Raw genomic sequence first — 24993 nt, forward strand, 5'->3', positions numbered from 1 at the left:
AAAAATCATACTTATGTTATTAATATCTAATATTTACTTAATACCAATATCAATAGTTGTATTCTCTGTATTGATTTTGGTTCTATCATCAGGATTGTTAGCCGCAAGAAAACGACTGTTGCCACAAGGTGATGTAACGTTGTCCATCAATGGAGATAAAGAAATTGAGGTTAAGCCTGGTGCTACTTTGTTGGGCGCATTGTCAACAGATAATATCTTCTTGCCATCTGCTTGTGGTGGTGGTGGAACTTGTGCCATGTGTAAATGTCAAGTAATCTCTGGTGGTGGAGAGCCTTTAGCAACAGAAATGAATCACTTGACACGTAAAGAAGCTGCTGAACATTGGCGTTTGGCTTGTCAGGTAAAAGTTCGTTCTGACATGGAGGTGGAAGTTCCTGCCGAAATCTTTGGTATCAAAAAATGGGAATGTGAAGTTATTTCAAACTACAACGTGGCTACATTTATCAAAGAATTCGTCGTAAGAGTTCCTGAGCCAGTATCTTTTGAAGCTGGGGGATACATCCAAATTGATGTACCAGCAATTACTGTAGATTATAAGGATATGAACATTGATTCGCATCCAAGAATGGGGAAAGCCAAAGATGAGTTTGAAGCAGAATGGAATGCTTTGGATATGCGTCAATTTACAATGGTTAATGAGGAGCCTATCTTCCGTGCTTACTCAATGGCCAACCACCCTAAAGAGGCAGAAGAGCAACAAATTATTATGTTGAACATTCGTGTAGCACCACCACCACCAATTTTCCATGTGGTAGATGGTAAGCGTCAATTCAAAGAATACATGGATGTAAATCCTGGAATTTGTTCTTCTTATGTATTTGGTTGCAAACCTGGAGATAAAGTTACTATTTCTGGTCCTTATGGTGAATTCCATATCAAGCCAACCAAAAAAGAAATGGTTTATATTGGAGGTGGTGCAGGTATGGCTCCATTGCGTTCGCACTTATTCCACCTATTCCATACCTTAAAAACAAGAGATCGTAAAGTTTGTTATTGGTATGGAGGCCGTGCTCCTCGTGAGTTGTTCTACATTGATGACTTTAGACAAATTGAAGCAGAATTCGATAACTTCTCTTTCTTCATTACTATTGATAGAGACCCACAAGATCCTAACTGGGTAGAGAAAAAAGATATCCATGATGAAAATGGAAACTGTTTCTTTGGTTTTGTAATGCCTGAGTTGAAGAGACATTATTTAGATCAACACCCTGAGCCAGAAGAAATCGAATACTACTTCTGTGGTCCTCCAATGATGGCTCAATCTATCTTTACAGCCCTAGACCAATTGGGCGTTCCTAAAGAAAACATTGCATTTGATGACTTTGGTGAGTAATCCTTGCTAGAATTATCATAGTTCAAATATAGGCACCTTTCACATCTTGTGGAAGGTGCTTTTTATTTTTTAGATATTAGAATTGGGAGAAGTAATAAAACTGATTTTATAGGTTTAATGTATTGTTTTTGTGTAGTACAATGTTTTGGCTACCAATTTTTTATACTTATTGAAAAAGATTGAATTGCTGAAAAAGACATTATTTTTGACTTTTATGATAGTGGTAGAGGTTTTACTTTTGTTGGTTTATAGAGTATTGGTAGCATACTAGGTTAGTTTGTGCTCTATTAATAATTTGATAAACAACCTATTGATTACAATTTATAAGGTGTATTAACAACAAGATAATAAATTCAAAATACCACAAATGAACTCAAAGATTTACTTTATATGTTTAATTTTATTATTCAGCTTAATAAAGGATGGGACGGCTCAAAAAACAATAGAGGAGTCTCCAATAATGTTAAAAAATTACCCAGATAAAATTGATTTTATTTCTAATCAAGGACAATGGGAGGAAGCTATTCTTTATCAAGCAGAGATTGCTAAAACACAAGTTCGATTTTTAAAGGATAAAATCAGCTTTGGGGCATTAACAGAGTGCAATATCCCTGAGCGGTCTAACTTAGATAGCATTGAAAAAGCGAGTAAAACAAAAGAGGAGGCTTTATTAAAAATAAAAGAAGTAGAAGAAGCTTATGCTCAAGAAAAAGGTAGTATTAAAGGCTTTGTTTGGAATATGCATTTTGACGGTGCTAATAGTAAGAGTCAAATATTGGGAAAAGAGGAAAAAGAAGCTCAATACAATTATTATTTAGGGAGTTTAAAAGCAGAACGCATTGGTGCAATGGGGGAAGTTTGGTATAAAGATATTTATCCAAATACAGATGTACGCTTTTATAGTGCAAGGGAAGGACTAGAGTATGATATTATTTTGTACCCCAAAGCTAAATCAGAAAATGTTAGAATAGAACTAGAAGGAATCGAAAAAATTCGTTTGGATGAAGAAGGAAATCTAGTCTATAATACTCCTTGGGGGGAAATGGTGAAGAAGGCGCCTTACGCTTATCAAATGATTGAGGGGCAAGAAGTAGCTATAAGTACAAAATATCGATTGGATGGCAACTATATTGGGTTTGAAATACTAGAAGATTATAATCAAAACAAACCATTAATTATAGATCCCCTAATTTTAAAGTGGAGCACGTATTTGGGAGGCGCAGGAAATGATAATTTGCGTTCATCAGGAGTGCATAATGAGGAACTATATCTTCATGGAACAACGCTTTCTATAGCTTACCCAACTACAGCAGGGAGTTTTCAACAAATTTATGGAGGTGGCTCAACAGATGTTTTCTTTTCTAAGTTAGACAAGGATGGTAATTTGTTGGTATCTACTTTTATTGGTGGAAATGATGAAGATTATACAGGTTGGAGTATGTTTCAAAATGGAACGTGGTACGTAGAAGGTTCCGTTAAATCGACGGATTTTCCAGTTACGGCAGGTGCTTATCAAACTACTTATGGAGGAGGAAGTAGCGATGCTTTTTTCCTAGAAGTAAACTCAAATTTGCAATTAGAATATTCTACTTATTTAGGAGGTGGAAACTATGATGGACTTGCTCAAGGTATTTATCACACAGGAAATAATATGCTTTATGTAGAAGGTAGCACAGGTGATAACACAACTTTTCCTTCCACCAAGAATGCTTTAAATAATCTATCTGGAAGTAGCAACTTTATCCTTGCCTACAATACGGCAGGTCATCAAGTAGAAGAAGTGGCAATGGTTTCTCCAGAATTTAATATAGATGATTTAGTATTTGATGGTACAAACGTTTTTGCATTAGGAAGAATTGATGCTAGTGCTGTTGGTTATACGACACAAGGAGCTTTCCAAAGAACTTATGGTGGAGGTTCACAAGACGTTTATATACTAAAATTGGACAATGTGCTAGATCCAATATTTGCAACTTATATAGGAGGAAGTGGATATGAGGAGATAAAGTCTTTTGAAATTAAAAACAATAGTTTATACCTTTTGGGAGTGTCAACTTCTAATGATTTCCCAACAACGGCAGGAGTATTTCAAACTACTTATGGTGGTGGTTATAGAGATTTATTTGCTGTTAAAATGGATTTATTAGGAAATGTACTTTATAGTACCTACATAGGAGGAGGAGATGTAGAAGACCTTAGTGTTTTTGTAGGTTATAGGGGAATAGTCGAAGGCGATGATTTTTATGTATTGGGACGGACTGAATCTGCAGACTTTCCTACAACAGCAGGAGCTTTTCAACCTAATTATAGAGCGAGCGAGGATAATTTTATCGTAAAACTCAATTCAAGTGGACAAGCGGATTGGGCAACTTATTTTGCTGGATATGGAATAGATGGGTTATTAGATTATACCATTTTAAACAATGAACTAGTTATTTTAGGCTACAGTACTTCATTTACTTTTCCAACAACAGCAGGGGCATATCAAACAAGTCGAGGTGGTTCTTTCGATTGGACTTTCTCTAGATTAAATTTGTCAACAGGCTATCCTAACTACAGTACTTATATTGGAGGAAGCCGCAGTGAGTTTAGTGGAGATGATCACTTGTATATAGATGGAACAGATATTTATATTGTAGGAGAGACCAGATCTAGTGACTTCCCTGTTACACCAGGAGCTGCTCAATCGAATAGTGGGGGGCGAGATGATTGGGCAATTGTAAAAATTAATCAAAACAATACTTTTGAGTATGCAACCTATTTAGGAGGAAATGCCTCAGATGTATTGGGTGATAACGTGAGATTGGAAAATGGCAAAATACACTTGTTGGGAGGAACCAATTTTTTTAGCACGCTTAGTTCTTTTAATACTTATCCGACTACGGTTACTGCTTTTCAAAATACTCATAGGCAAACGACAGAAGGTGATTTTTATTACTCTCAACTAGATGCTTCTACAGGAACCTTGTTGTACAGTACATTGATAGGAGGAAGTGGTGACGACTCTTATTTAGATGGGCTTGAAATGGTTGTTTCTGGAGAAGATATTTATATAGTCGGAGGAACCAAATCGGTAGATTTTCCTGTCACGCAAGGTGCCATACAGACAACTTACGGAGGAGGTAAAGATATTTTTGCTTTAAAATTATCTCCTTGTGTAGACAGTATCCAGCCAGACACCATATTGCCATTATCACAGACTGTATGTCGAGAAGCGACCGTAGAGCCTTTGATTGGAGGTAATACAATGGCTGCGTTCCCAACTGTATTAAGAAATAATGTTCTTGATAATCATACTCCAGGTTCTCCATCCTTTCCATATCAATGGCAAGATAGTATAGCAGGAGGAAATTGGACGATTATTACAGGAGCTACAGGCAAAGATTATTTGCCACCAGAGTTGACAATAACTACTTATTATAGAAGAGTTGTGTTGAATACCTGTGGGGATGTTATAGGTTATTCTAATGAATCTGTTATCAATGTAACGAGTGATCAAGCTCCTGTCGTAGATGGGGGGGATAATTTATTGGTGTGCACAGGTGGAAGTATCCAAATAGGTGCTCCAACAACAGGAGGAACTCCAGGGTACACATATGCATGGACTCCAACACTTGGGCTAGATGATCCGACTATTGAACAACCAACCGCTACCGTTACAAGTTCTACGGTATATACGGTACAAGTAACGGATGCCAATGGTTGCATACACAAAGATCAAGCCCTTGTAAATGTAATGACGGCTTCTGCTGGACCAGATGTATTTGCTTGTCAAGGATCGGGGGTCAGAATCGGAAGTCCTGCGCCAGCAGGAGCAACAACACTGACTTATGCATGGTCTCCCACAACAGGTTTGAGCGATCCTTCTATTGCGCAACCAATAGCCAACCCCGTCAGCACAACAACATATACCGTAACAGTTACAGGACCGAATGGCTGTCCTTTGGTCGATGACGTTGAGGTAACTCCAGTAAGCTTGCCTACGGCAGGAAGCAATGAAACGACTTGTTTGGGAACAAGTGTCACCTTAGGGCAACCAAGCTTGGCAGGGTATAGTTATGAATGGACGCCAAATTTGTACCTGAGCAACTCTTCTATCGCACAACCCACTTTTACAGCAACGAGTATTCCCAATCCAAACCCATTAACTTATAGTTTAACAGCGATTCACGATGCTTCGGGTTGTGTAGCGACATCATCTATAGAAGTGACGGCAAGTGGTGCCAATGCTGGCATTGATGGTTGTGGACCTAGAACAATCGGCACGCCAGACGAGTCGGGAGGAACGGCTACTTATTCATGGTCTGTGGTCTCAGGAGATGCAGCAAGTTTGACAACGCCTACTGTTCCAGAGCCTATTGTTAACCCTACGGTTAATACTATTTATGAACTGAGTGTTGCTCGAAATGGAATAGTTTGTACGGATCAAGTATTGGTAACAGCCAATTGTGGTTGTCCTGCCTTTAGTTTAACAGCAGATTCAGATGTAAATTGTGCCATTGGAGATTCGTTGGCAAATACTACTTTGAGTGCTACTTTTACAGACACTACCAATTATTTATTTAGTTGGTCGCCTGCTACAGATTTAAGTAGCACAAATATGCCAAACACTTCCATTGTAGGTACTTTTACTAATAATCGTACTTATACTTTGACAATTACTAATAAATTAGATCCAGCTATAACTTGCTCTCAAAGCATCCAAGTTTTTGGAAGTAATACCAGCTTACCAGAAGTACAAATAAACGATACGATAGCTTGTATAGGCGTTGGTGTGCAGATTGGGACGAGTCCTGTTGCAGGACGTTCGTATCAATGGTTTCCTTCTACCGACCTAAATGACCCTAGTATTGCCGACCCTATCGCAACATTAGACCATTCAAGATTATATGTTCTAGAAGTTACAGATAATGCCACAGGTTGTTCGGGACGAGATACGATGATTGTCGTTGTGCGTGCTGTTGGCGCAAATGCAGGAGAAGATGCAGAGTTTTGTGATGGAGCAGTTATAACATTGGGAACATCGGCACTACCGAACCGAACCTATGCTTGGGAACCAGCCAACGCATTGGGAGCCCCTAATGAGGCGCAACCTACAGATACTATCTTTATTACCACAGATTATTACCTTACAGTAACAGATACCCTAAGTGGTTGTATAGAACGTGATACTATTACCTTTACAGAGAGAACGGCACCTGTTGCTGATGCAGGAGTTGATTCCGTAAGTATTTGTCGAGGAGGAGGAGTAAGAATTGGAACGCCAGCTGTTGCAGGTGTGACATACACGTGGCTGCCAACAACAGGTTTAAGTAATCCTAATATTGCCCAACCAATTGCTAGCCCAACCAATACAACAACTTACCAATTAATTGCAAGCATAGAAGGCATTGGTTGTTATTCTGTTGATGAAATAAAAGTCAAAATATCCTCTAATAATGCACCACCAATTGGCGCAGGAAATGACCAAAATATTTGTTTGGGAGGTTCGGCAACACTAGGTATTGTAGGTAGCCCTAACTTGGTTTATGCTTGGTCACCAGCTACAGGACTAAATGATTCTACTTTAGCTCAGCCAACAGCAACGCCAACTGATACAACGGTTTATAGCTTGATGGTTACAGATACCATAACAGGATGTACCAATGAGGACGATGTAGTTTTGTTTGTAGGAGACTTGCCAACAGTAGATGCAGGGAGTAACAAAACGATTTGTGCTAATTCTTCGTTTGCAGGAATAGGACCATATTCATCGAAGCCTGGGTATACTTATAGCTGGAGCCCAACGACTGGATTGGATGACCCGAATACCAATAGGGCTTATATAGAAGGATTGAGTCCTAATAGTAATATATTGTATACCTTACTAGTGACAGACGCTGCGGGGTGTATGGGAAGTGATACTGTTCGAGTGATTGTACGGTCTAATCCTATTGCAGACGCAGGACCAGATGTTACGGCTTGCTCTTCGGCTCAAATTGGGACAGCAGCTATTAGTGGCTATTCATACAGTTGGATCCCTTCTACCGGCCTAAGTTCTAGTTCTGTTGCACAGCCAACGGCTACCATTCAATCAGAAATGACGTATATAGTAAGAGTTTATGACTCTAATTTTTGTTCTGTAGACGATACTGTTGTTGTAAGACCAACTACTGTCGCTAATGCTGGAAACGATGTCGTAATTTGCAATGGAGAACGTTCATTAATTGGTACTCCTGCCGAAACAGGAACAACTTACACATGGTATCCAAGCGCAGGGTTAGACAACCCCAATATTGCACAGCCAATGGCTAGCCCTACAACAACGACAACATATGTTGTTATGGCTTCTAATAATGGCTGTGTAAAAATGGATACAATGGAAGTAACAGTATTAAACCCAACGATTGATTTAGGAGGTGATCTATTGGTTTGTAATGGGAGTTGTGCTACAATAGGTATTCCTGCCAAAGCAAACAAATCCTATCAATGGTCGCCTAACACAGGAGTAAGTTTGCCCAATAATGCAACAACCAATGTTTGCCCAACAGCAACAACAACATATACTTTGGTTGAAACAGATCTTATATTGGGATGTGTCGCTACAGATGATATTATTGTAGAGGTAGGAACAGCTATCCCACCAGTTGCGAATGCAGGAAGAGACACAAGCATTTGTCCAGGGAATGCTACTTCTATTGGAAGTGTTGCCATGCCGAATTATACGTATACTTGGTCGCCTGTTGCGGGATTAGACAATCCTTATATTGCACGCCCAATCGCAACACCGAGTGGTACTACTACTTATGTGGTAACGGTAGTTGATAATGCAACAGGTTGCTCAGATACCGACACCATTCGAGTAGAAATAGGAACGACTCCTACTGTACCAACATGGAACGATATAACGATTTGTTCTGGAAGTTCTTCCTTGATAGGAACTGCTATGAGTGATAATAATATTAGATATAATTGGAGTCCGACAAGTGGTTTGAGTAATCCAGCTATTTCTAATCCCATAGCTTCTCCAAATGCTACAACAACATATCAGTTGACGGTTACTGATACACTTTCTGGCTGTACCAATTCGACAAGTTTAGTGGTTAATGTTGTTAATGGCACACCAGTTATTGCAGATGCAGGTACCGACATCAACGCTTGTGTTGGAGATGTGGTTACATTAGGTTCGACTAATACAACTAGTGGCGCAACGTATACTTGGTCACCAAGTACACTTTTATCTTCTGGAAGTGTGGCACAACCGAATAAAACGATTCCTAACTACTGGACATCTGGAATCTATCGCTTGACAGTAACTTTAGGAGGTTGTACTTCTATAGATGAAGTGGTTGTGAATGCCAAACCAGAAGTTATTATAGAGGCAGGAGATGACAAAGTTATTTGTAATACAGCAACGGTACTAGAGGCTGAGCCAACTTCTGTAACGAATCAGTGGTCTGTTGTTTCAGGACCGAATACACCTATCTTTGGAGATATTAATAACGCTGCTTCGACATTGAGTGGTTTGATTCCTGGGGTATATGTTTTAAGATGGAATGTTTCTGGAAGTAATATTTGCAATGCGGGATATGACCAAGTGCAAATTACAGTAGGTGCTGTTCCTCAGTTGAATATTACCAATCCTGCAACTGCTTGTCCAACGGTAGATATTACAGCACCATTGGTGACTTCAGGGAGCACATTGCATGGTGCTACACTTTCTTATTGGACAGATTCAGTAGCAACTATTCCTGTCAACAATCCTACTGATGTCGGTTTTAGTGGTACTTATTTTATTCAAGCACGTACTAATTTAGGTTGTAAGGCAGTTGAAGCGGTTCAGGTAGATATTGATTGTAGTAATATTTTCTTGCCAATTGAATTATTAGAATTTACGGCTCAATTACAAAATAAAAATACAGCTTTATTAAATTGGAAGGCGATTGAAGAACTTGGAGTGGTAGGGTTTGAAATTGAGCAAGCTATGCCTTCGTCAGGAACACCTACGTTTGAAAAAATTGCTTGGGTTGAAAGTCAAGCTATGAAAAACACCTTGCAGCATTATTATTATGAGGTACCTAACTTAACAGAAGGAACGCATTACTTTAGATTAAAACAATTGGAGGCAAATGGCTTGTATTCTTATTCGGAAATAAGGGCTCTAACAGTGGACAAAAGTACAGCAACGATTGTGATGTATCCTAATCCAGCCAAAGATCAGGTGATAATTGAATTGTCTGAAATGCCTAAGGGAAAAGTTCATATTCAAGTCATGAATGCATTAGGACAGATGCTTTGGGAACAATATCATGAGCCAACTCAGTTCTTGAATTTGAACCTTACGGATCTAGTGCCTGCCAGTTATATGGTCAAAGTACAATTTGAAAATGAAGTAAAGGTGTTTAAATTGATTAAAGAATAATATGCTGTGTTGTTTATTAGCAATTCTCGGTTTGTAAAATAAATTTCATATGTTATTTTTTGTAAATCGAGAATCGCTGATTAAATCCTAAACAGATATGAAAAATTACTTATGTAATCTTTGATTTATCTTGCTCATTTTATTGATATGTAGTATACTAGTGGTACTTCTTCTACAAGTTTTATTGTCATGGAAGTTAAAACTTCTTCCAAAGATGCTTCTTTAGTTGGAAAAACTGGAATAATGAAAGTAGAAGAATTAGAAGACAAAGGAGATGGAAAGGAAACAGTAGATTTGCCACTAGTAAAAACTAAAGTGCCCACAGAAGCTGATATATCTTTGTACAAGGATAAAGGTAAAGCTACAGAGGATAAAAAACTAAGTGCTACCACAAGGATGAAGGTGCTCAAAGAAGAAGGGGGAATGGCAGAGATAGAAATTGTAGATGGAGCTGATATTACTAAAACAGGATGGGTGGAAAAATCAAAAATAAAAGATGAATAATTTAATTTATATATTGCTGTTTTCTTTTTGTAGTTGCCAAGCGCATCCTACACCCTTAAAAAATAATAACTCAAATACAGTCATGACAGATTCCCAAAGTGATACCATTATTAAAAAATTGGTAGAAGATCAATATGGTGAATTTTTTAATTATGCAATCCAAGAACAAATTATTAGTGCTGTTTGGGCAGAAGCAGGTGGTGCGGCTCCTCTAAAGGCTATTGTAATAGATGAAACAGCACCCACCAAAGCACGTTTGTTGGCTTGTGAGGTTTTAATGAAAAACGAGTTTACTTTCTTGAGGGATGAAGATGTTAAAATTGATCAAATAGCTACTATCTATACCAATGCCTTAGAAAATAATACCACAGGAATGGCCAATTCTTGGGGCTTTCTTTATGAGCACAATGATGAAGGACCAATTGGAATTATGTTAGTAATGCTTGGTGAGAAAGCAATTCCAGAACTGGTCAAATTATTAGATAATGAAACCATCCATTTGTACCAAGGTAGCAAAGAAGCTATGGTAGGAAATGCCTATCAATTTAGGGTAAAGGATTTTGCGGCGTATTATATTTGTAGAATTAAGAATATAGAGGCTGTTTACCACGAAACACAGGCAGCTCGGGATGTGGAAATTGAGGAATTAAAGGCGTTATTAAAAGAAGATAAGTAATCAATCGTTCAAAAAATAAAGAACTTTCTAGGAAAGCCTCTAAAGCTTTCCTAGAATTAAAATCTACTCATGTATAGCTACCAAAATATCAACCTCTGCATTGGCTCGATCCATAGATTTTGGTCCATGAATTTCAAAATCTGCTGTAAATTTACGATCTAAGTCGGTATTCCAAATCTCTAACCATGTCTGATAAATAATGTTATCGTCCAAATTTCCTTTGGATGTAAATTTAGCCATTTTACCACCTTCAAATGCTTGCCCAATCATTCCTTCAGGAATTTCGCCCAAGGTGCTTACTTTGCAGCCCAAAATAGTGTCATAGGGTTGTGTATGGTCTCCTTCATAATTTGTATAAATAGAATAAACCTCTAATCCTGTTCTATTGGGAATTTTCTCCATAATGTTTTCAGAGATAAATCGATTCCAAAGTGCAGGAATATCTTTGGCTGCTTGATTCTCTTGATTGCTTGTGCGAACAGCAATACCAATAATTTGAAAAGGGGCAATTGTTTCTTGTTGCATGATGTGTTATTTTTGATAATATTTAATACGCTGCAAAAAATTAAAAGCTTTTGTTGCAGTGTATAATTCCTAATGAAGATTTATTCTTCATTCCAAAAGTAGGAGTACAAGATGACAACCCTGTGTCAGTAGGTGAGTAGAATTTATAAAAAGGTGGGTAGGTAGTTGATCATGTTTTTACTAAAAACAAAAAAAGCGTTCAATCCAATGGACTGAACGCTTTTTATAATAAGGTTATTACGCTTATTTTACTGCATCGATGATTGCTTTGAAAGCTTCTGGCTCATTCATTGCTAAATCAGCTAGAACTTTACGGTTCAACTCGATACCTTGTTGGTTTAACTTGTGCATGAACTGAGAATAAGAAAGTCCATACTCACGAGCACCAGCATTGATACGAGTGATCCACAAGCTACGGAAATTGCGTTTCTTTTGTTTACGGTCGCGGTAAGCATATTGTAAACCTCTTTCAACAGCATTTTTGGCTACCGTGTAGACTTTTGATCTAGCACCAAAGTAACCTTTCGCTTGCTTTAATATTTTCTTTCTTCTTTTTCTTGATGCAACAGAATTAACTGAACGTGGCATACTAATTAAATTTTAAAAAAATAAACTAATTTGAAAAGCAGGGGTGCTAGGCAAAGAAGACGCCCACACTTGTCCTCTGTTTTCAATCTTTCACGATGGAGATAAACTCCTACACTTCTTTAATGCTTAAAATTACTTAGCAAGTAATTCCTTAATACGTTTCTCATCATGTTTGTGTACAAGAGCATCGTGTCCTGCTAACAATTTACGTTTTTTCGACTTTTTAGTCAAAATGTGACGCAAACCAGCTCTACGACGTTTGATCTTGCCAGAACCTGTTAATTTGAAACGCTTTTTAGCACCAGAATGTGATTTCATTTTTGGCATAATAACGAATTCTTTATATTAGGGAAACCCTAATGGTTTATTAAAAAGCGTTGCGAAGATAATGATTTTGCTTGGAAATAACAATAGTTCGTTGAAAAACTTTATTAGTTTGATAATTAATAAATTATTATTTTATTGCATTTTGGGTTAAAATTTTTATTATCAAACTAATATAAATGTGCTTTTTTGTCTTTTTGGTAAAAAAGTAAAAAACTAAGCTTGCGCCCTCACGACCGCAGGGAGCTAACTAAAAGCGAAGCGCTCACGAAGTAATCAACGAACTACTAAAATAAAAAACGAACCACTAAAAGTTTGCACGATAATGCATTTTTAACGGTTCGTTTTGTGCTTATTAACTAAGCAACACCTTTATTGTTGATGTATTAGGAGCATTTTTAAGTTTATGCAGAAAATGAAGTTCCACATCCACAGCTTTCTTTTGCATTGGGATTGTTGAAGGTAAACCCTCTATTCTGTAAGCCATCTAAGAAATCAATCTCGATGCCTACCAAATAAATTGCATGTGCTTTGTTCATAATAACACGAAGTCCACCTGTTTCAAATTCATCATCATTTTCTTTCTTCTCGTCAAAACCCAAAATATATGTAAATCCAGAACATCCGCCACCTTTGACACCTACACGCAATCCGTGTTTGTCTGTAACGTTTTGTTCTGCCATGATCTTCTTTAGCTGTGTGATCGCTCCTTCTGTTAATTTTACTGGAGTTTCCAAATCAGTCATAATTTTTTATTTTATATAATTAGCAGTCTACTGGTTTTAGTTCTTTAAAAAAAAAATAACCATCAAATTAATTATGATGTAGCAACAGACTATTGATAATAATACGATTGTTTGTAAAATTAGATGCGTTTTACCCAACAGTTTGTCAAAAAATAAGAAATAATTAACAAACTATTACGACACATTACTCCGTTGAAAATTGTATTGGGTTATAATTATCAGCATAACTTGTTTATGGAATACTCAACGAAGTATTAACGACAAATATACAAATTATATACTAAACACAGTGTAACTAAAATTAGTTCATTGCATTTTTATATAAAAGCGTACAAAAATACGCCTTAAAACGCGTTTAATTGCTTATCCTGAAGATACTATTTAATAATAAGACGAAAAAATGACATTTTATACCTCTGAGACCAAAAGAGATTAGGATAAAAAAACAACGAACTATTAAAAAATAAAAAACAACCTATTATCTTTGCATCGCTCATGTTTAAGGGTGGAAAATAACTATAAATATTTATACTTATATATGGAAGCTACGATTGAAATATTAAAATTATTATTGCCTTCACTTTTTGTGTTTTTGACAGCTTGGTTGGTCTTGCGTGCTTTTCTGAATCGAGAAACAGATGTTGTACAAGGCTTATTGGCACGTGATGCTGAAAATAGAAGAGTCGATTTATTAAAAACAACAAATGAGACCTTATTACCCATGCGTTTGCAAGCCTATGAACGCATGACTTTGTTTTGCTCTAGAATGGAAATAGGGCAGTTGGTAACGAATACAGATGCCACTCCTAATATGACAGCAGAGATGTACAAGACGGCTTTAGTTTTGCAAGTAGAGGAGGAGTTCAATCACAACATTACACAGCAAGTATATATGACAGATGATTTGTGGAATATCATTTTGTTGGCTAAAAAGGAAGTGACTCAAATTTGTCAAAAAATATACAACGACTTGATGAACGAGCATCAGAACAAAGGACAAGAAGGAGTGCCTTCTGCAAAAGATTTTTTAGATGCTTTGGTTGCTTATTTGCAACAAAACCCACAAATTGGCTACATTCAAGCATTGGGAGCAATCAAGAAAGAAGTGGGCGTGTTGTTCAACTAAAAGATAATAAATATCAATAAGTAGGATACAAAACCAATCCTAATTACAAAGCTTAATTTAGAGTAGAAGGCGATAAAAGGGCCACTCTAAATTAAGCTTTTTTATTTTTATAATAATACTTAATTGAGCGGCTATTGTGTGGCGTTAAATATTTATTTTCAATAACCGTGGAATTATTTTGAACAAGATGTTGTTTCTATGTTTTGTGCTCAAAAAAACATTTACCTAGAATCGTCTCAAAATGAGTTGTATTCTATTTTCAATCAAAAGAATCTAAATCATGGAACCTTCTGTTTTTCAAGTCAACCTGACTGGAATATTAAAAATTTTATCTGATAATCTTTATAGCCAAAAGGAGGTGTTTATACGGGAGTTGCTCCAAAACTCTGTTGATGCCATCCAAGCTCGAAGAAAAATGGAAGCCTTTGAACCTTATATTCGGGTAGATTATTACCAAAATAATGAAGGCAAAGGTTTGGTTTTGAGTGATAATGGAATTGGTTTGACATTGAGTGAAGTAGAAGAGTTTTTATCAAAAATAGGTTCTAGCTCCAAATCAATAGATGTTGTTCAAGACCAAACCGATGATTTTATTGGGCAGTTTGGGATTGGATTGTTGTCTTGTTTTATGGTTAGTGATGAGATTGTAGTAAAAACACAGGTAAAAGAAGCAACTGAAACAGTAAAATGGGTTGGACACATCAACGGAACCTACGAGACAATTGTATCTATTCCACCAGAAGAGTTTGTCGGGACACGTGTTATCTTAAAACTGAGACCCGAATTGGATTTGAATCCTTCCAAAATTCAACATTTATTGGAACTGTATGGAACATTTTTACAAATACCGATTCATTATGAAGTGAATGGTCATCCTCAAGCTACTATAGGACGTAGTTTTCCTTGGGAAAAGCAGAAAAATGGCGATGCTATTTTGAACTTTGGACGAACTGTTTTTCAACAAAACTTTTCTAATTATATCGAATTGTCTGATCGTACTGGGCAAACAACTGGGGTAGCTTATATTTTGCCCCATCCAGTACATTTTGCCGCCATTCAGAATAACCATGTTTATATTAAAAATATGTTTATTACTGATCACGCACAAGATTTGCTGCCAGATTGGGCGTTTTTTGTTCGGGGAATTGTGAATTCCAAAAACTTATCTCCAACAGCGTCTAGAGAAGAAATTTATAAAAATGAGACAGCACAGCAAGTGCAAGAAGATTTAGGCAATTGCATAAAAGATTATTTAAAAAATCTGAGTGTTGAGCATCCCGAACAGCTTACGTACATCCTTAAGACGCATAGCAACGCGCTCAAGTCGCTGGCTTTGGCGGATACCAATTTTTTAGAATTTATTGCCAATTGGTTTGTCTTGCCTACGACAGAAGGAGAATATACCATTAAGGATATTAAGACAAAAAGTAAGACAGTTTTGTTTGTTCCCGATTTGGATGAATTTCGTCAATTGGTGCCGATTGCTAGAGCAAATGGACAATTGGTAGTTAATGCTGGCTATATTTACGATACCGAGCTTTTAGAACGCCTAAAACAGCAAGATACGAATACTTTGTACCAACGTATTGATGTCAATTATTTTGGTAATATTTTGCAAGATGTGGCGGTGGAAGATTATGACTTGTATGCTGATAAGTTGGGAGTACTTCAAGAATATATGGCAGCATTTGATTGTGAGCTGGAGTTGAAACAGTATTTGCCGGAAGAAATTCCTGCTATATTCCATTTGTCACAAGAAACCTTACGAAATCGAGACCTAAATCAAATTAAAGACAACAGCAACGCACTTTGGTCAAGTGTAACGGATTCTCTTTTTCAAGAAACACAGTCGTATCGTTCTAAGTTATTTTTGAATTTTAAGAATCCAATTGTTCAAAAAATTCTTCAAGACCAAAAAGGACAAGAGCGGCTGTTTCTCGAAACGGTTTATATCAATGCGATGTTGATGGGGCATTATCCTCTCAATCAGATGGAGTTGGATGCTATGAATCGCAATTTATTATTATTACTAAACAAAACCCTATAAATATGAATTGGCAAAATCTTCAAAGCATAGAAGATTTAGAATTGGCTTTGGAGCATTTAGAAGGAGCTAAAGAATCATTTGAAAATAGAGATTTGGCGTTCAAGTGTATCCAAAAAGCTAAAGCATTTAAGAATGTAAACTTGGAATTTGATGCCCGAATGTCTTATGTTCGACAGTCTGTCTTTTTGAATCAATATCAAGAAGCGATAGGAATGTTTCCTTGGTTTTTGAATGAATGTGATAACAAAGAAAACTATTTTAAATACATACAAGTCTTGTGGACATTCAAGTGGATTATTAATTCACTGACAGATTTTCATACGATCTCGCTCGAAAAAATAGAAGGCTTGTTTCAGGAGTTTGAACGCCGTTTCAAAGAATTTGGAACAGGAGATCGGGTAATCAATTATTTTAAAGCGCAACGAGAATCACAGCTAGGAAATGTTGAAAGGTCGTTGGAATTAGCAGAGCGCTATTTTAATGACACTAAAACATGTATGTTGGATGATTGTGCTGCTTGTCAACCTAATAACATTTCCAGAGTGTTCTTAGTAGCAGAACAATACGACCGTATGATGGAGTGCATCCAACCTATTCTAGATGGACGATTGACCTGTCATGTTGTGCCTCATACAACATTTCCAAAAGCAGCGTATGCAAGCATGCGAACAGGGGAATGGGAGAAAGCAGGGCATTACGTACAATCCACGTACAAGCATTTGGATTTTTCAACACCAGATTTATACGAAGCTTCGGTTTTATTACTCTACCATGCTTGTCAAAAAGAATTCTTAAAAGGACGAAAGTTGATGCAAAAACAACTTTCTTTTGCTTTAGAATTGAATTCTAGCGGGGAGGTATATGATTTTTATTTTAGTTGTGCTTTGTTTATGCAAGCGTATATCAAGGCAGGGCATAAGGAGATGAAAATACAGGTGAACTCCAAAACGACGGATTTTGTCACAGCATTAAAGGAAAACTCCTATGATGCTGCAACGTTACAAAAGTGGTTTAGAGAAACAGCATACAAACATGCAAGTCTGTTGGACAACCGAAATCGAAATACTTTTTTAAACGATTATTTTGAGAAAGTAGAAAAGTGGTTTGAAGCCTTTGTTTGAGTTGGTTGATTAATACATAACATTTTTGAGGTAGGAAGGTTTTAAGAGATGTTTGGTAGTGGTAACACTATATTAGGACAAGGCATCATAAAGATAAAAAAGAAAGTACAAGCTTCTTGCAGGTGCTTTTTTTTTGTTATTATGGGGCTGCTAATTTCTAAAGGCTTAAAAAAATAAAAGTCTAATAGATTAAAAAGTTGGTTGTTAGTTAGGTATGTTATGCTAGCAGCTTATTAATGTCATCAATGTTTAACGCATCAATCATGTTTAAATCTACTTTTATATCCTTATGCTGTATTTTATTTTTTGTGTCTTGTCAACCACAAGTACATTTGGTAAAATCAGATAATCACTACCAAGAAATCAAGACAATAGAAGGGGAGGATACCAGTATAGTATCTTTGATTGCTCCTTATAAAAAAGATATGGAAAAGGAGATGAATACCGTTATTGGTGAAATGGCAAAAATGTTGACAAAGGCACAACCTGAGTCTACTTTAGGGAATTGGGCAACCGACTTGGTGCATCAAAAATGCGAGGATTATTTGGATCGTAAAATTGATTTTGCTGTTTTGAATTATGGAGGTTTGAGAATTACTTCTATTCCTAAAGGTCCCGTAACAAAAGGAAAGATTTTTGAATTAATGCCTTTTGATAATCTTTTGGTCGTAATAGAGATGAAAGGAAGCGAACTGCCCGCTTTGTTTAATCATATTGCTGCCAATGGCGGTTGGCCTCTAAGCAAGCAGATAGAAATGACAGCGCACCGAAACAAAGCAGTGGATGTGCGGATTAATGGTCGAAAAGTAGAAAATGATCGAATTTATAGTTTTGCTACCAATGATTATATTGCTAATGGGGGAGACAAATGCACTTTTTTAAAAGACAAAAAACAAATTCCTACGGGTGTTTTGTTTAGAGATGCCATCCTTCAATATGTTCAAGAGCAAACAAAAGCTGGTAAAAAACTAGATGCGAACCTAAGTAAACGTATTTTTGTTTTAAAGTAGACTGTTGACACAAATGAACGACCAAGTAGTAGCAACACAGTTAGCTATTCTTAAAAAATATAAAACATGAAAAAAGCTGAAATTGTAGCAACGATTCAAGAGCGCTTAGAGGCACTTTATCCAGAAACTCCCGTACCATTGGATCATAAGGACCCTTATACGTTATTGGTCGCCGTTTTGTTATCTGCTCAATGTACCGATGCTCGTGTCAATACGGTTACGCCTGCACTTTTTGATTTAGCAGATAACCCAAAAGATATGGCAGCTGTAGAAGTAGATAAGATTCGTGAAATTATCCGTCCATGTGGTTTGTCTCCTCGTAAGTCTAAGGCTATTTCAGAACTTTCTAAAATATTAATTGAAAAGTATGATGGCAAGGTGCCCCAAGATATGGCGGCACTGGAAGAACTGCCAGGAGTTGGGCATAAGACTGCTTCGGTTGTGATGTCTCAAGCCTTTGGAGAGCCTGCTTTTCCTGTTGATACGCACATTCATCGTTTGGGGTATCGTTGGAAATTGACGAATGGTAAAAATGTAGCGCAAACCGAAAAAGACTTAAAGCGCTTATTCCCCAAAGAAAGCTGGAATAAGTTGCATTTGCAGATAATTTTCTTTGGAAGAGAATATTGTCCCGCACGAGGGCACAACCCTTATGAATGCCCTATCTGTAAAGATTTTGGTCGCAAAGAAATGTTCAAAGAATACGACAAGGCGCAAGCAAAAAAGAAATAAGTGACCACATTCTACCTCAAAGGCAATTCTAAAAGATTATACAGCGATAATCTGAGTAAATGTTTCAAGGCTGGGGCGTAGGGTTGTTTTTTGTAAAGGAGTCATTTTTAGTGTTTGTAAAGGGTTCTTAGTAAAATCTAGACCAAATAATTTATGATAAGGACTGAGGTCAAAATGACTTAGATGATTAGAAGTGGCATACAAGTGGGTGAGGAGAGGAGCTTCAATTTGTAGTTGGTTTAATTGATTGTTGACACAACTTAGATAGATTAAACTAGGACATTGTTCGACATTTAATTGGTTGAGATGATCATTATTACAACAATATAAATAGGTCAAATTGGGGCAGTTCGAAATATGAAAGTTGCGTAACTGATGATGTTTTTGACAACTTAGTGATCGAACATTGGGAAGATTTTTGACATGGATTTGTGTGGTATTTTTTTGATTGCATACAATATGAGTCGCTAGCAAAAGTTCTTCGATTGCCCTACTTGCTGTTTGGTGCAAGAGGTCGGCATGTTCAACTTCTAGTGCTTGCTTAACTCTACCGTGATTTTGAGACTTGTCCAAAAGCCAACCCAAATCTTGAGTTTCTTTTGAAGAAGAAAAGAGTAAAGACCGAATTTTTTTTTCTATTGAACGCATAAATATAGATGATTTTTGATAGTTCCGAATGGTGTGGAAGTTATCAAAGAACAATTTTTAGAAAATTATGGAGTTCAAATAAGCTTTAGCTCAAGTTGTCAAAGAGGAACACTTTTGGACAGCTACTCAAGTACAGGTTTAGTGACGTTTCTTTTTTTTCTTACTAGGTTTTTTGCCGTATAGTTTTTGTTCTAATTCAATTTGTTTTAAATCTTCTTGGATTAACTTTTTCCAATCCAATCCTTTGGTATCTTTGGTAAAGTCAAGCGTATCGGCATAATCTATTTTGTCAATATTTAAGACCTCAATTTTGCCACCAATATAAAACTCAATTTCTGCTAACAACTCCTTTTCATCAGAACTGCAAAAAGAAATAGCATTTCCTCTATTATTACCCCGACCAGTTCGACCAACACGATGTACGTAATTTTCTGCTTGTTCTGGTAAGTCATAATTGACAACATATTCAACTTTTGGAATGTCTACTCCTCTGGCGCTGACATCGGTTGCAATAAGCAAACGAATTTTACCACTTTTAAAGTCATTTAATGCAGAACTTCGTTCCTTTTGCGATTTATCGCCATGCAAGGTTCGACTAAAAATATCGACTCGTTCCATTGCTTTTAACAAGCGTTCGGCTCGAACTTTTGTCCGTACAAAGACCAGTATTTTAGCATTTTTTTGCTCTCTATACAGACGTTCTAAAAAATAACGTTTGTCCTCCATTTCGATAAATCCAACCTTGTGGTCTACATTTTTGGCAACTGGATTCTTGGGGGCAATTTGAATACGAATGGCATTGCTCTGAATCAAAGAATATGCTAACTTTTTGATTTCTTTGTCGATGGTAGCTGAAAAGAATAAGGTTTGACGACGTTTGGGTAAATAACGCAGGACATCTTTTATATCTTTGATAAAACCTTTGTCTAACATATGATCTGCCTCATCTAAGATCAAGGTCTCTACACGATGCAAATCTAAGTGTCCTTGACTGCGCAAGTCGAACATACGTCCAGGGGTCGTTACTAAAATATCAGCCCCTTTCTCTAGTAGTGCAATTTGGGGATCTTGTTCCACACCACCAAAAATACAAATCGCTTTTATTAACGTATGTTTGGATAAATTGTTCAACACTTCGGTCACTTGAATGGCTAATTCATGTGTTGGCACCATAACCAAGCACTTGATGCCATCTTTGCGACGTGCTTTGGCTTTCCAAGTTTGTAGTTTGTGAATGATTGGAATGCCATAAGCGGCTGTTTTTCCAGTTCCTGTTTGTGCAATAGCCAAGACATCTTCCCCTTTTAAAATATAGGGAATGGACTTAAATTGGATGTCTGTTGGACGTTTAAAGCCTAGTTTGTTTAAATTCTTCTTAAGTTCTGGGCTAATATTATATTCTGAAAATTTCATGATTTCTTTTTTAGCTTACAAAGATAAGCTTTTCACAAAGAAGTCTAAGTAAAAAACAATCGAAATATTGGAAGTAAAAAAAGTAGACTGCAAAGAGTAGCCTTTTCGATTTTTATTGAATACGATATAAGAACAGCATTTATGGTATAATAACACTTGAGTTGGAGTCAACAATGAGTTCGCTGCAAAATGTCAAATCTTTATCCAATCGCCGTGTAATGGATTGATAGACTGTTTTGATTTTTCGAGAGACAAGCCCTTCAAATATTTTATTTCCTTGGTATTGAATGATGATAGGTTGGTCTAAATTTAGCATTTCATCGTTGAGATAAATAGATAGTTTAGGGCTATAGTTCTCGAGTATATTGATGGTGTTATGCTTACGTTCAACGACGATTCGTTTGCCTGTTTGAATGTATTGATTGGGAACTCCAAGCCAATAAAAATTATGATGATGACAATCATCTTGTTTCCACACAATTTTATTGGGCAAAGGAGTTCTTGTAAATTGAGCCATCCATTCCATCGCAATGGTATCTGCTCTATCCATCCAATGTCCTTTGTTGGGAACCAGCTGTACTTGATGAACATAACCTTTAGGGTCTAGTGTTTGTAAACTATCTAGCCAAATACCCCAATCTTTAGCCCGTGCATTTCGTTCGTAGGCAGCATCATTAGCACCCATAAAAATAGCAAAAGGTAAGTTTCTAAGACCATCGGGAGTAGTTTCGTTTGGGTGTCCTGCCATCATCGCTGCTGCGGCAAAATAGTCCGCCATTCTAGGAGCTAGTTGAAAGGTACCGTCACCACCAGCTGAGTATCCTGTCAAATAAATTTTATTAGGATTGACTCCTGCAACAAGAACAGCAGCTTGAATTAACTGTTCAAACAAGGCATCAATATGAGCCTGATGCCAAAGATTCCATGTATTGGTTGGTGCACGTGGAGCAACATAAATACCTTCTTTAAGTTGATAAAGATTGATTTGATTGTTCCATTGCTGGTCGTTTGCGTCAGAAGTAGTGCCACCACCACCATGCATCGAAATATAAAGTGAGTGTCCATCAACTGGGGCTTTTCCAAATGTTTTGATCTGAATGGGCATGCTAAATTCTTGGTAAGAGAATAATTTATTATCCCAATTTTTCTTTAACTGCTCAAATCGTTGATGGGTTATGTCGTTAAATAGTAATTTTTTTGCCTCTTTTATATCTTGTTTGGTACTATTTTGACTGTAAAAAGGCTCTTCAGAAATAGGCTTGCGCTCATTGATAGGAGTAGACAACCAATTTTCTAATGTGGAAATAGTAGTGTTATTAGCTTTGTTGGAGGTTGTTTTGGCAGGCGTGCAGCTTGTTTTTAGAGTGCAAATACTGATAAAAATAACAAGGGATAAGAAGTAGTGCATTTTATTGGTTTTATATTTAGACAAGTTCTAAACAAAGTTATAAAATTGCAACTATAAATTTGTATCTTTGTTCTATTCTATACAAGTTTAGAAAAATACAATTAGGTCTTTGTGAATCGATGGATTCAAAAATGAAGCAAGAATAAAATGGAATTTGACAAATCAAAAATTATAGAAGCTTTGCGTACAGTTAATGATCCTGATACTGGACAGGATATTATCAGTGTACGTATGGTGGAAAACTTACAAGTAAAAGGGAAGGATATTAGTTTTACAATCATTGTTCCCTCTTTAAAATCTCCGATCAAAAATCAATTGACTTTTGCCTGTATTGGTGCTGTTAATTCGGTTTATCCAGAAGCAGAAGTACATGTACATTCTAAGCCTAGAGAAGGAGGAGAAACGAATCGACCTCAAAGCCCTGTTCCACATATTAAAAATATTATTGCAGTGGCATCGGGAAAAGGAGGGGTAGGAAAATCTACGGTAGCAGTTAATTTAGCATTGAGTTTGAAAGCAATGGGAGCTAGTGTAGGATTGATGGATATTGATTTGTATGGTCCGTCTATTCCGACAATGTTAGGAATGCAAGGTCAACGTCCTAAGATTCAAGATGTTCACGGAAAGCCTAAAATGGTTCCAATTGAAAAGTTTGGGATCCCTACGATCTCAATTGGATATATGATTGAACCGCAACAGGCAGTTGTGTTGCGTGGTCCTCGTTTGGGAGGAATTGTTAAGCAGTTCTTTCAAGAGTGTTTGTGGCCTAAATTGGATTATCTAATTCTAGATTTGCCTCCTGGAACAGGAGATATTCACTTGACATTAGTGCAAACGGTACCTGTTACAGGGATTGTTATGGTAACAACACCACAAGAAGTGGCGTATACGGATGCAATTAAAGGAATGAACATGTTCCGATTGGAAAATATTAACGTGCCAATTTTGGGTGTAGTAGAGAATATGGCTTGGTTTACTCCTAAAGAGTTGCCTAATAACAAATACTATATCTTTGGAGAAGGGGGTGGTAAGCGATTGGCAAAAGAAGCAAATACCATGCTACTTGGGCAAATTCCAATTGTTCAAGGAATTCGAGAAGGAGGAGATAAGGGAGTACCTGCGGCAGTAGGTGAGGAACCTATTTCTAAAGAGGCTTTCTTGAATGTTGCTAAAAATGTATTACGCCAAGTTGCAGTAAGAAATGAAATGATAGAAGCAACAAAAGTCGTTAAGACTACTTAGTAGTTTGTTCGATAAATGATGAACCTTTTTTACACGGTTACTGCGTGGTTTTAACAGAGTGATGTTATAGAAACAGGAAATCATTGAACGAATTATTATGCGAATGTTGCATCAAAAAATAATATTATGAGTTTAGAAAAAGAAGAAATTTTACAACGAGTAGAACAAGCATTAACTACGTTGCGTCCTCACTTAGAAATAGATGGCGGAGATATCGAAATCGTTGAATTGACGGATGATATGGTCCTTCGTTTCCGATGGTTGGGCAACTGTGAAACTTGTTCGATGAGTACTATGACAATGAAAGGTGGTGTCGAACATACTATCTTGTCTTTTGTACCAGAAATTAAAGCAGTAGAGGCTGTTAATGGACTTTTTATTGCTTAAATTCAAAGACTAGTATTGACAATTGGTTCTCTTATGTTATCCATAAACGATTAAAACTATTTTATGCATCCATCTTATTCTCAGTGGTTTTTATGGGTTTGGTGTTGCCTTATGGGAGGCTTTACTTCTTGTGGAGGAAAGCCAGAACCGCCAATAGTAGAAGAAACTCCAATAAAAACGTCTTGGACACAATCCGAATTGGATAAAATGGATGTATATGCAATCGCAGGAGATTATTATGAGATTCAAATTGGTATCAAAGGCAAAGAGTTAACAGGTGTGTATCGAGACCCTAAGGCAAAGAATGTGCAAGATTGTCTTTTCTTTTTTGAAGGTATCATTGGAAACAAAAATCCTATAGAGGTACAATGTTACAACCCAACCAATACAAAGGCTGCTTTTAAGGGGTATTTTAAAATATTAGGCGATGCAATGATTATTCAGTTGGCAACCTTGCCTTCTGCACAGTGTGATACAGAATTTACCGATAATGTAGGGCATTCTGTTGTTTTGGATTCTAAGAAAGAATGGTCGGCTATTCGAATGGTACAACACTCTACAGGTTTGCACGAACAACCAATTGTAGAAAGCCCAAAATTAGGAGAAGCACTTCAACGAGGTGTTGCGGTTGGGGTATTAGAACAGCGGAATACTTGGTTTCGAGTAGAAGTACTTGATGGAAGTGGCTCACAAGGCTGGATTTCTGGGCATGGTTTGTATCCATTAATAGAATTATAAAAA

Annotated in this window: 19 protein-coding genes; 12 read left to right on the plus strand and 7 right to left on the minus strand. The window is 36.9% G+C overall.

What is annotated here, in order from left to right; translation table 11 throughout:
* The first annotated feature begins 13 nt into the window (after positions 1 to 13).
* The 4 genes from nqrF to QP953_RS09810 all read left to right on the plus strand — a co-directional run bounded on the left by nqrF (position 14) and on the right by QP953_RS09810 (position 10935).
* Positions 14 to 1354, plus strand: coding sequence for an NADH:ubiquinone reductase (Na(+)-transporting) subunit F (gene nqrF / locus QP953_RS09795; RefSeq protein WP_052598541.1), 1341 nt, complete (start codon positions 14 to 16; stop codon positions 1352 to 1354).
* Positions 1355 to 1721: 367 nt separating this feature from the next.
* Positions 1722 to 9755 carry a T9SS type A sorting domain-containing protein gene (locus tag QP953_RS09800; protein ID WP_309554840.1) on the plus strand — a complete coding sequence of 2678 codons (8034 nt, stop codon included), beginning with the start codon at positions 1722 to 1724 and terminating at the stop codon, positions 9753 to 9755.
* A 189-nt stretch (positions 9756 to 9944) separates the two neighbouring features.
* The gene (locus QP953_RS09805; protein WP_309554841.1) at positions 9945 to 10259 is read left to right on the plus strand and encodes a hypothetical protein; all 315 of its coding nucleotides are present in this window, start codon (positions 9945 to 9947) and stop codon (positions 10257 to 10259) included.
* Positions 10252 to 10935 carry a hypothetical protein gene (locus QP953_RS09810; protein ID WP_309554843.1) on the plus strand — a complete coding sequence of 228 codons (684 nt, stop codon included), beginning with the start codon at positions 10252 to 10254 and terminating at the stop codon, positions 10933 to 10935. Before QP953_RS09805 ends, QP953_RS09810 begins: the two co-directional genes overlap by 8 nt.
* A gap of 63 nt (positions 10936 to 10998) precedes the next feature.
* Here QP953_RS09810 and QP953_RS09815 read toward each other — a convergent pair whose 3' ends face one another.
* The 4 genes from QP953_RS09815 to QP953_RS09830 all read right to left on the minus strand — a co-directional run bounded on the left by QP953_RS09815 (position 10999) and on the right by QP953_RS09830 (position 13118).
* Positions 10999 to 11460, minus strand: a complete 462-nt coding sequence (locus QP953_RS09815; RefSeq protein WP_309554844.1) for a GyrI-like domain-containing protein — start codon at positions 11458 to 11460, stop codon at positions 10999 to 11001.
* Between the two features lie 243 nt (positions 11461 to 11703).
* Positions 11704 to 12048 carry a 50S ribosomal protein L20 gene (gene rplT / locus QP953_RS09820; RefSeq protein ID WP_052598545.1) on the minus strand — a complete coding sequence of 115 codons (345 nt, stop codon included), beginning with the start codon at positions 12046 to 12048 and terminating at the stop codon, positions 11704 to 11706.
* A gap of 132 nt (positions 12049 to 12180) precedes the next feature.
* Complete coding sequence (rpmI, locus tag QP953_RS09825) at positions 12181 to 12375, minus strand: 50S ribosomal protein L35 (protein ID WP_052598546.1); 195 nt, start codon at positions 12373 to 12375, stop codon at positions 12181 to 12183.
* Between the two features lie 401 nt (positions 12376 to 12776).
* Positions 12777 to 13118 (minus strand): iron-sulfur cluster assembly accessory protein, encoded by a 342-nt coding sequence (locus QP953_RS09830; RefSeq protein WP_052598547.1) that lies wholly within the window; start codon positions 13116 to 13118, stop codon positions 12777 to 12779.
* 538 nt (positions 13119 to 13656) lie between these two features.
* On the opposite strand from QP953_RS09830, the gene QP953_RS09835 reads away from it, so the two are divergent.
* The 5 genes from QP953_RS09835 (at position 13657) to nth (ending at position 19154) form a co-directional block, all read left to right on the plus strand.
* Positions 13657 to 14244, plus strand: a complete 588-nt coding sequence (locus QP953_RS09835; RefSeq protein ID WP_052598548.1) for a hypothetical protein — start codon at positions 13657 to 13659, stop codon at positions 14242 to 14244.
* A gap of 280 nt (positions 14245 to 14524) precedes the next feature.
* Positions 14525 to 16291, plus strand: coding sequence for an HSP90 family protein (locus tag QP953_RS09840; RefSeq protein ID WP_309554845.1), 1767 nt, complete (start codon positions 14525 to 14527; stop codon positions 16289 to 16291).
* A gap of 2 nt (positions 16292 to 16293) precedes the next feature.
* Positions 16294 to 17412, plus strand: coding sequence for a hypothetical protein (locus QP953_RS09845; protein WP_309554846.1), 1119 nt, complete (start codon positions 16294 to 16296; stop codon positions 17410 to 17412).
* Positions 17413 to 17675: 263 nt separating this feature from the next.
* A complete protein-coding gene (locus tag QP953_RS09850) occupies positions 17676 to 18422 on the plus strand; it encodes a 5'-nucleotidase C-terminal domain-containing protein (RefSeq protein WP_052598551.1) in 747 nt (248 codons plus the stop codon).
* Positions 18423 to 18488: 66 nt separating this feature from the next.
* The gene (nth, locus tag QP953_RS09855) at positions 18489 to 19154 is read left to right on the plus strand and encodes an endonuclease III (protein WP_052598552.1); all 666 of its coding nucleotides are present in this window, start codon (positions 18489 to 18491) and stop codon (positions 19152 to 19154) included.
* Between the two features lie 36 nt (positions 19155 to 19190).
* On the opposite strand, the gene QP953_RS09860 is transcribed toward nth, so the two are convergent.
* The 3 genes from QP953_RS09860 to QP953_RS09870 all read right to left on the minus strand — a co-directional run bounded on the left by QP953_RS09860 (position 19191) and on the right by QP953_RS09870 (position 22623).
* The gene (locus QP953_RS09860; protein ID WP_309554847.1) at positions 19191 to 19802 is read right to left on the minus strand and encodes a hypothetical protein; all 612 of its coding nucleotides are present in this window, start codon (positions 19800 to 19802) and stop codon (positions 19191 to 19193) included.
* Positions 19803 to 19940: 138 nt separating this feature from the next.
* Complete coding sequence (locus tag QP953_RS09865; protein ID WP_052598554.1) at positions 19941 to 21215, minus strand: DEAD/DEAH box helicase; 1275 nt, start codon at positions 21213 to 21215, stop codon at positions 19941 to 19943.
* A gap of 139 nt (positions 21216 to 21354) precedes the next feature.
* Positions 21355 to 22623 carry a hypothetical protein gene (locus tag QP953_RS09870; protein ID WP_309554848.1) on the minus strand — a complete coding sequence of 423 codons (1269 nt, stop codon included), beginning with the start codon at positions 22621 to 22623 and terminating at the stop codon, positions 21355 to 21357.
* Between the two features lie 147 nt (positions 22624 to 22770).
* Between QP953_RS09870 and QP953_RS09875 the strand changes: the two genes are divergently transcribed.
* The 3 genes from QP953_RS09875 (at position 22771) to QP953_RS09885 (ending at position 24990) form a co-directional block, all read left to right on the plus strand.
* The gene (locus tag QP953_RS09875) at positions 22771 to 23865 is read left to right on the plus strand and encodes an Mrp/NBP35 family ATP-binding protein (RefSeq protein WP_052598556.1); all 1095 of its coding nucleotides are present in this window, start codon (positions 22771 to 22773) and stop codon (positions 23863 to 23865) included.
* Positions 23866 to 23991: 126 nt separating this feature from the next.
* Positions 23992 to 24252 (plus strand): NifU family protein, encoded by a 261-nt coding sequence (locus tag QP953_RS09880; protein ID WP_052598557.1) that lies wholly within the window; start codon positions 23992 to 23994, stop codon positions 24250 to 24252.
* 63 nt (positions 24253 to 24315) lie between these two features.
* A complete protein-coding gene (locus tag QP953_RS09885) occupies positions 24316 to 24990 on the plus strand; it encodes an SH3 domain-containing protein (RefSeq protein WP_309554849.1) in 675 nt (224 codons plus the stop codon).
* Positions 24991 to 24993: the final 3 nt, after the last annotated feature.

It is taken from the genome of Aureispira sp. CCB-E (assembly GCF_031326345.1).
GTDB lineage: Bacteria > Bacteroidota > Bacteroidia > Chitinophagales > Saprospiraceae > Aureispira.

Excerpts from the sequence above, each read along its gene's own strand:
- nqrF (WP_052598541.1), top strand. The coding sequence starts at position 14 with ATGTTATTAATATCTAATATTTACTTAATACCAATATCAATAGTTGTA.
- QP953_RS09800 (WP_309554840.1), top strand. The coding sequence starts at position 1,722 with ATGAACTCAAAGATTTACTTTATATGTTTAATTTTATTATTCAGCTTA.
- QP953_RS09805 (WP_309554841.1), top strand. The coding sequence starts at position 9,945 with ATGGAAGTTAAAACTTCTTCCAAAGATGCTTCTTTAGTTGGAAAAACT.
- QP953_RS09810 (WP_309554843.1), top strand. The coding sequence starts at position 10,252 with ATGAATAATTTAATTTATATATTGCTGTTTTCTTTTTGTAGTTGCCAA.
- QP953_RS09815 (WP_309554844.1), bottom strand. The coding sequence starts at position 11,460 with ATGCAACAAGAAACAATTGCCCCTTTTCAAATTATTGGTATTGCTGTT.
- rplT (WP_052598545.1), bottom strand. The coding sequence starts at position 12,048 with ATGCCACGTTCAGTTAATTCTGTTGCATCAAGAAAAAGAAGAAAGAAA.
- rpmI (WP_052598546.1), bottom strand. The coding sequence starts at position 12,375 with ATGCCAAAAATGAAATCACATTCTGGTGCTAAAAAGCGTTTCAAATTA.
- QP953_RS09830 (WP_052598547.1), bottom strand. The coding sequence starts at position 13,118 with ATGACTGATTTGGAAACTCCAGTAAAATTAACAGAAGGAGCGATCACA.
- QP953_RS09835 (WP_052598548.1), top strand. The coding sequence starts at position 13,657 with ATGGAAGCTACGATTGAAATATTAAAATTATTATTGCCTTCACTTTTT.
- QP953_RS09840 (WP_309554845.1), top strand. The coding sequence starts at position 14,525 with ATGGAACCTTCTGTTTTTCAAGTCAACCTGACTGGAATATTAAAAATT.
- QP953_RS09845 (WP_309554846.1), top strand. The coding sequence starts at position 16,294 with ATGAATTGGCAAAATCTTCAAAGCATAGAAGATTTAGAATTGGCTTTG.
- QP953_RS09850 (WP_052598551.1), top strand. The coding sequence starts at position 17,676 with ATGTTTAAATCTACTTTTATATCCTTATGCTGTATTTTATTTTTTGTG.
- nth (WP_052598552.1), top strand. The coding sequence starts at position 18,489 with ATGAAAAAAGCTGAAATTGTAGCAACGATTCAAGAGCGCTTAGAGGCA.
- QP953_RS09860 (WP_309554847.1), bottom strand. The coding sequence starts at position 19,802 with ATGCGTTCAATAGAAAAAAAAATTCGGTCTTTACTCTTTTCTTCTTCA.
- QP953_RS09865 (WP_052598554.1), bottom strand. The coding sequence starts at position 21,215 with ATGAAATTTTCAGAATATAATATTAGCCCAGAACTTAAGAAGAATTTA.
- QP953_RS09870 (WP_309554848.1), bottom strand. The coding sequence starts at position 22,623 with ATGCACTACTTCTTATCCCTTGTTATTTTTATCAGTATTTGCACTCTA.
- QP953_RS09875 (WP_052598556.1), top strand. The coding sequence starts at position 22,771 with ATGGAATTTGACAAATCAAAAATTATAGAAGCTTTGCGTACAGTTAAT.
- QP953_RS09880 (WP_052598557.1), top strand. The coding sequence starts at position 23,992 with ATGAGTTTAGAAAAAGAAGAAATTTTACAACGAGTAGAACAAGCATTA.
- QP953_RS09885 (WP_309554849.1), top strand. The coding sequence starts at position 24,316 with ATGCATCCATCTTATTCTCAGTGGTTTTTATGGGTTTGGTGTTGCCTT.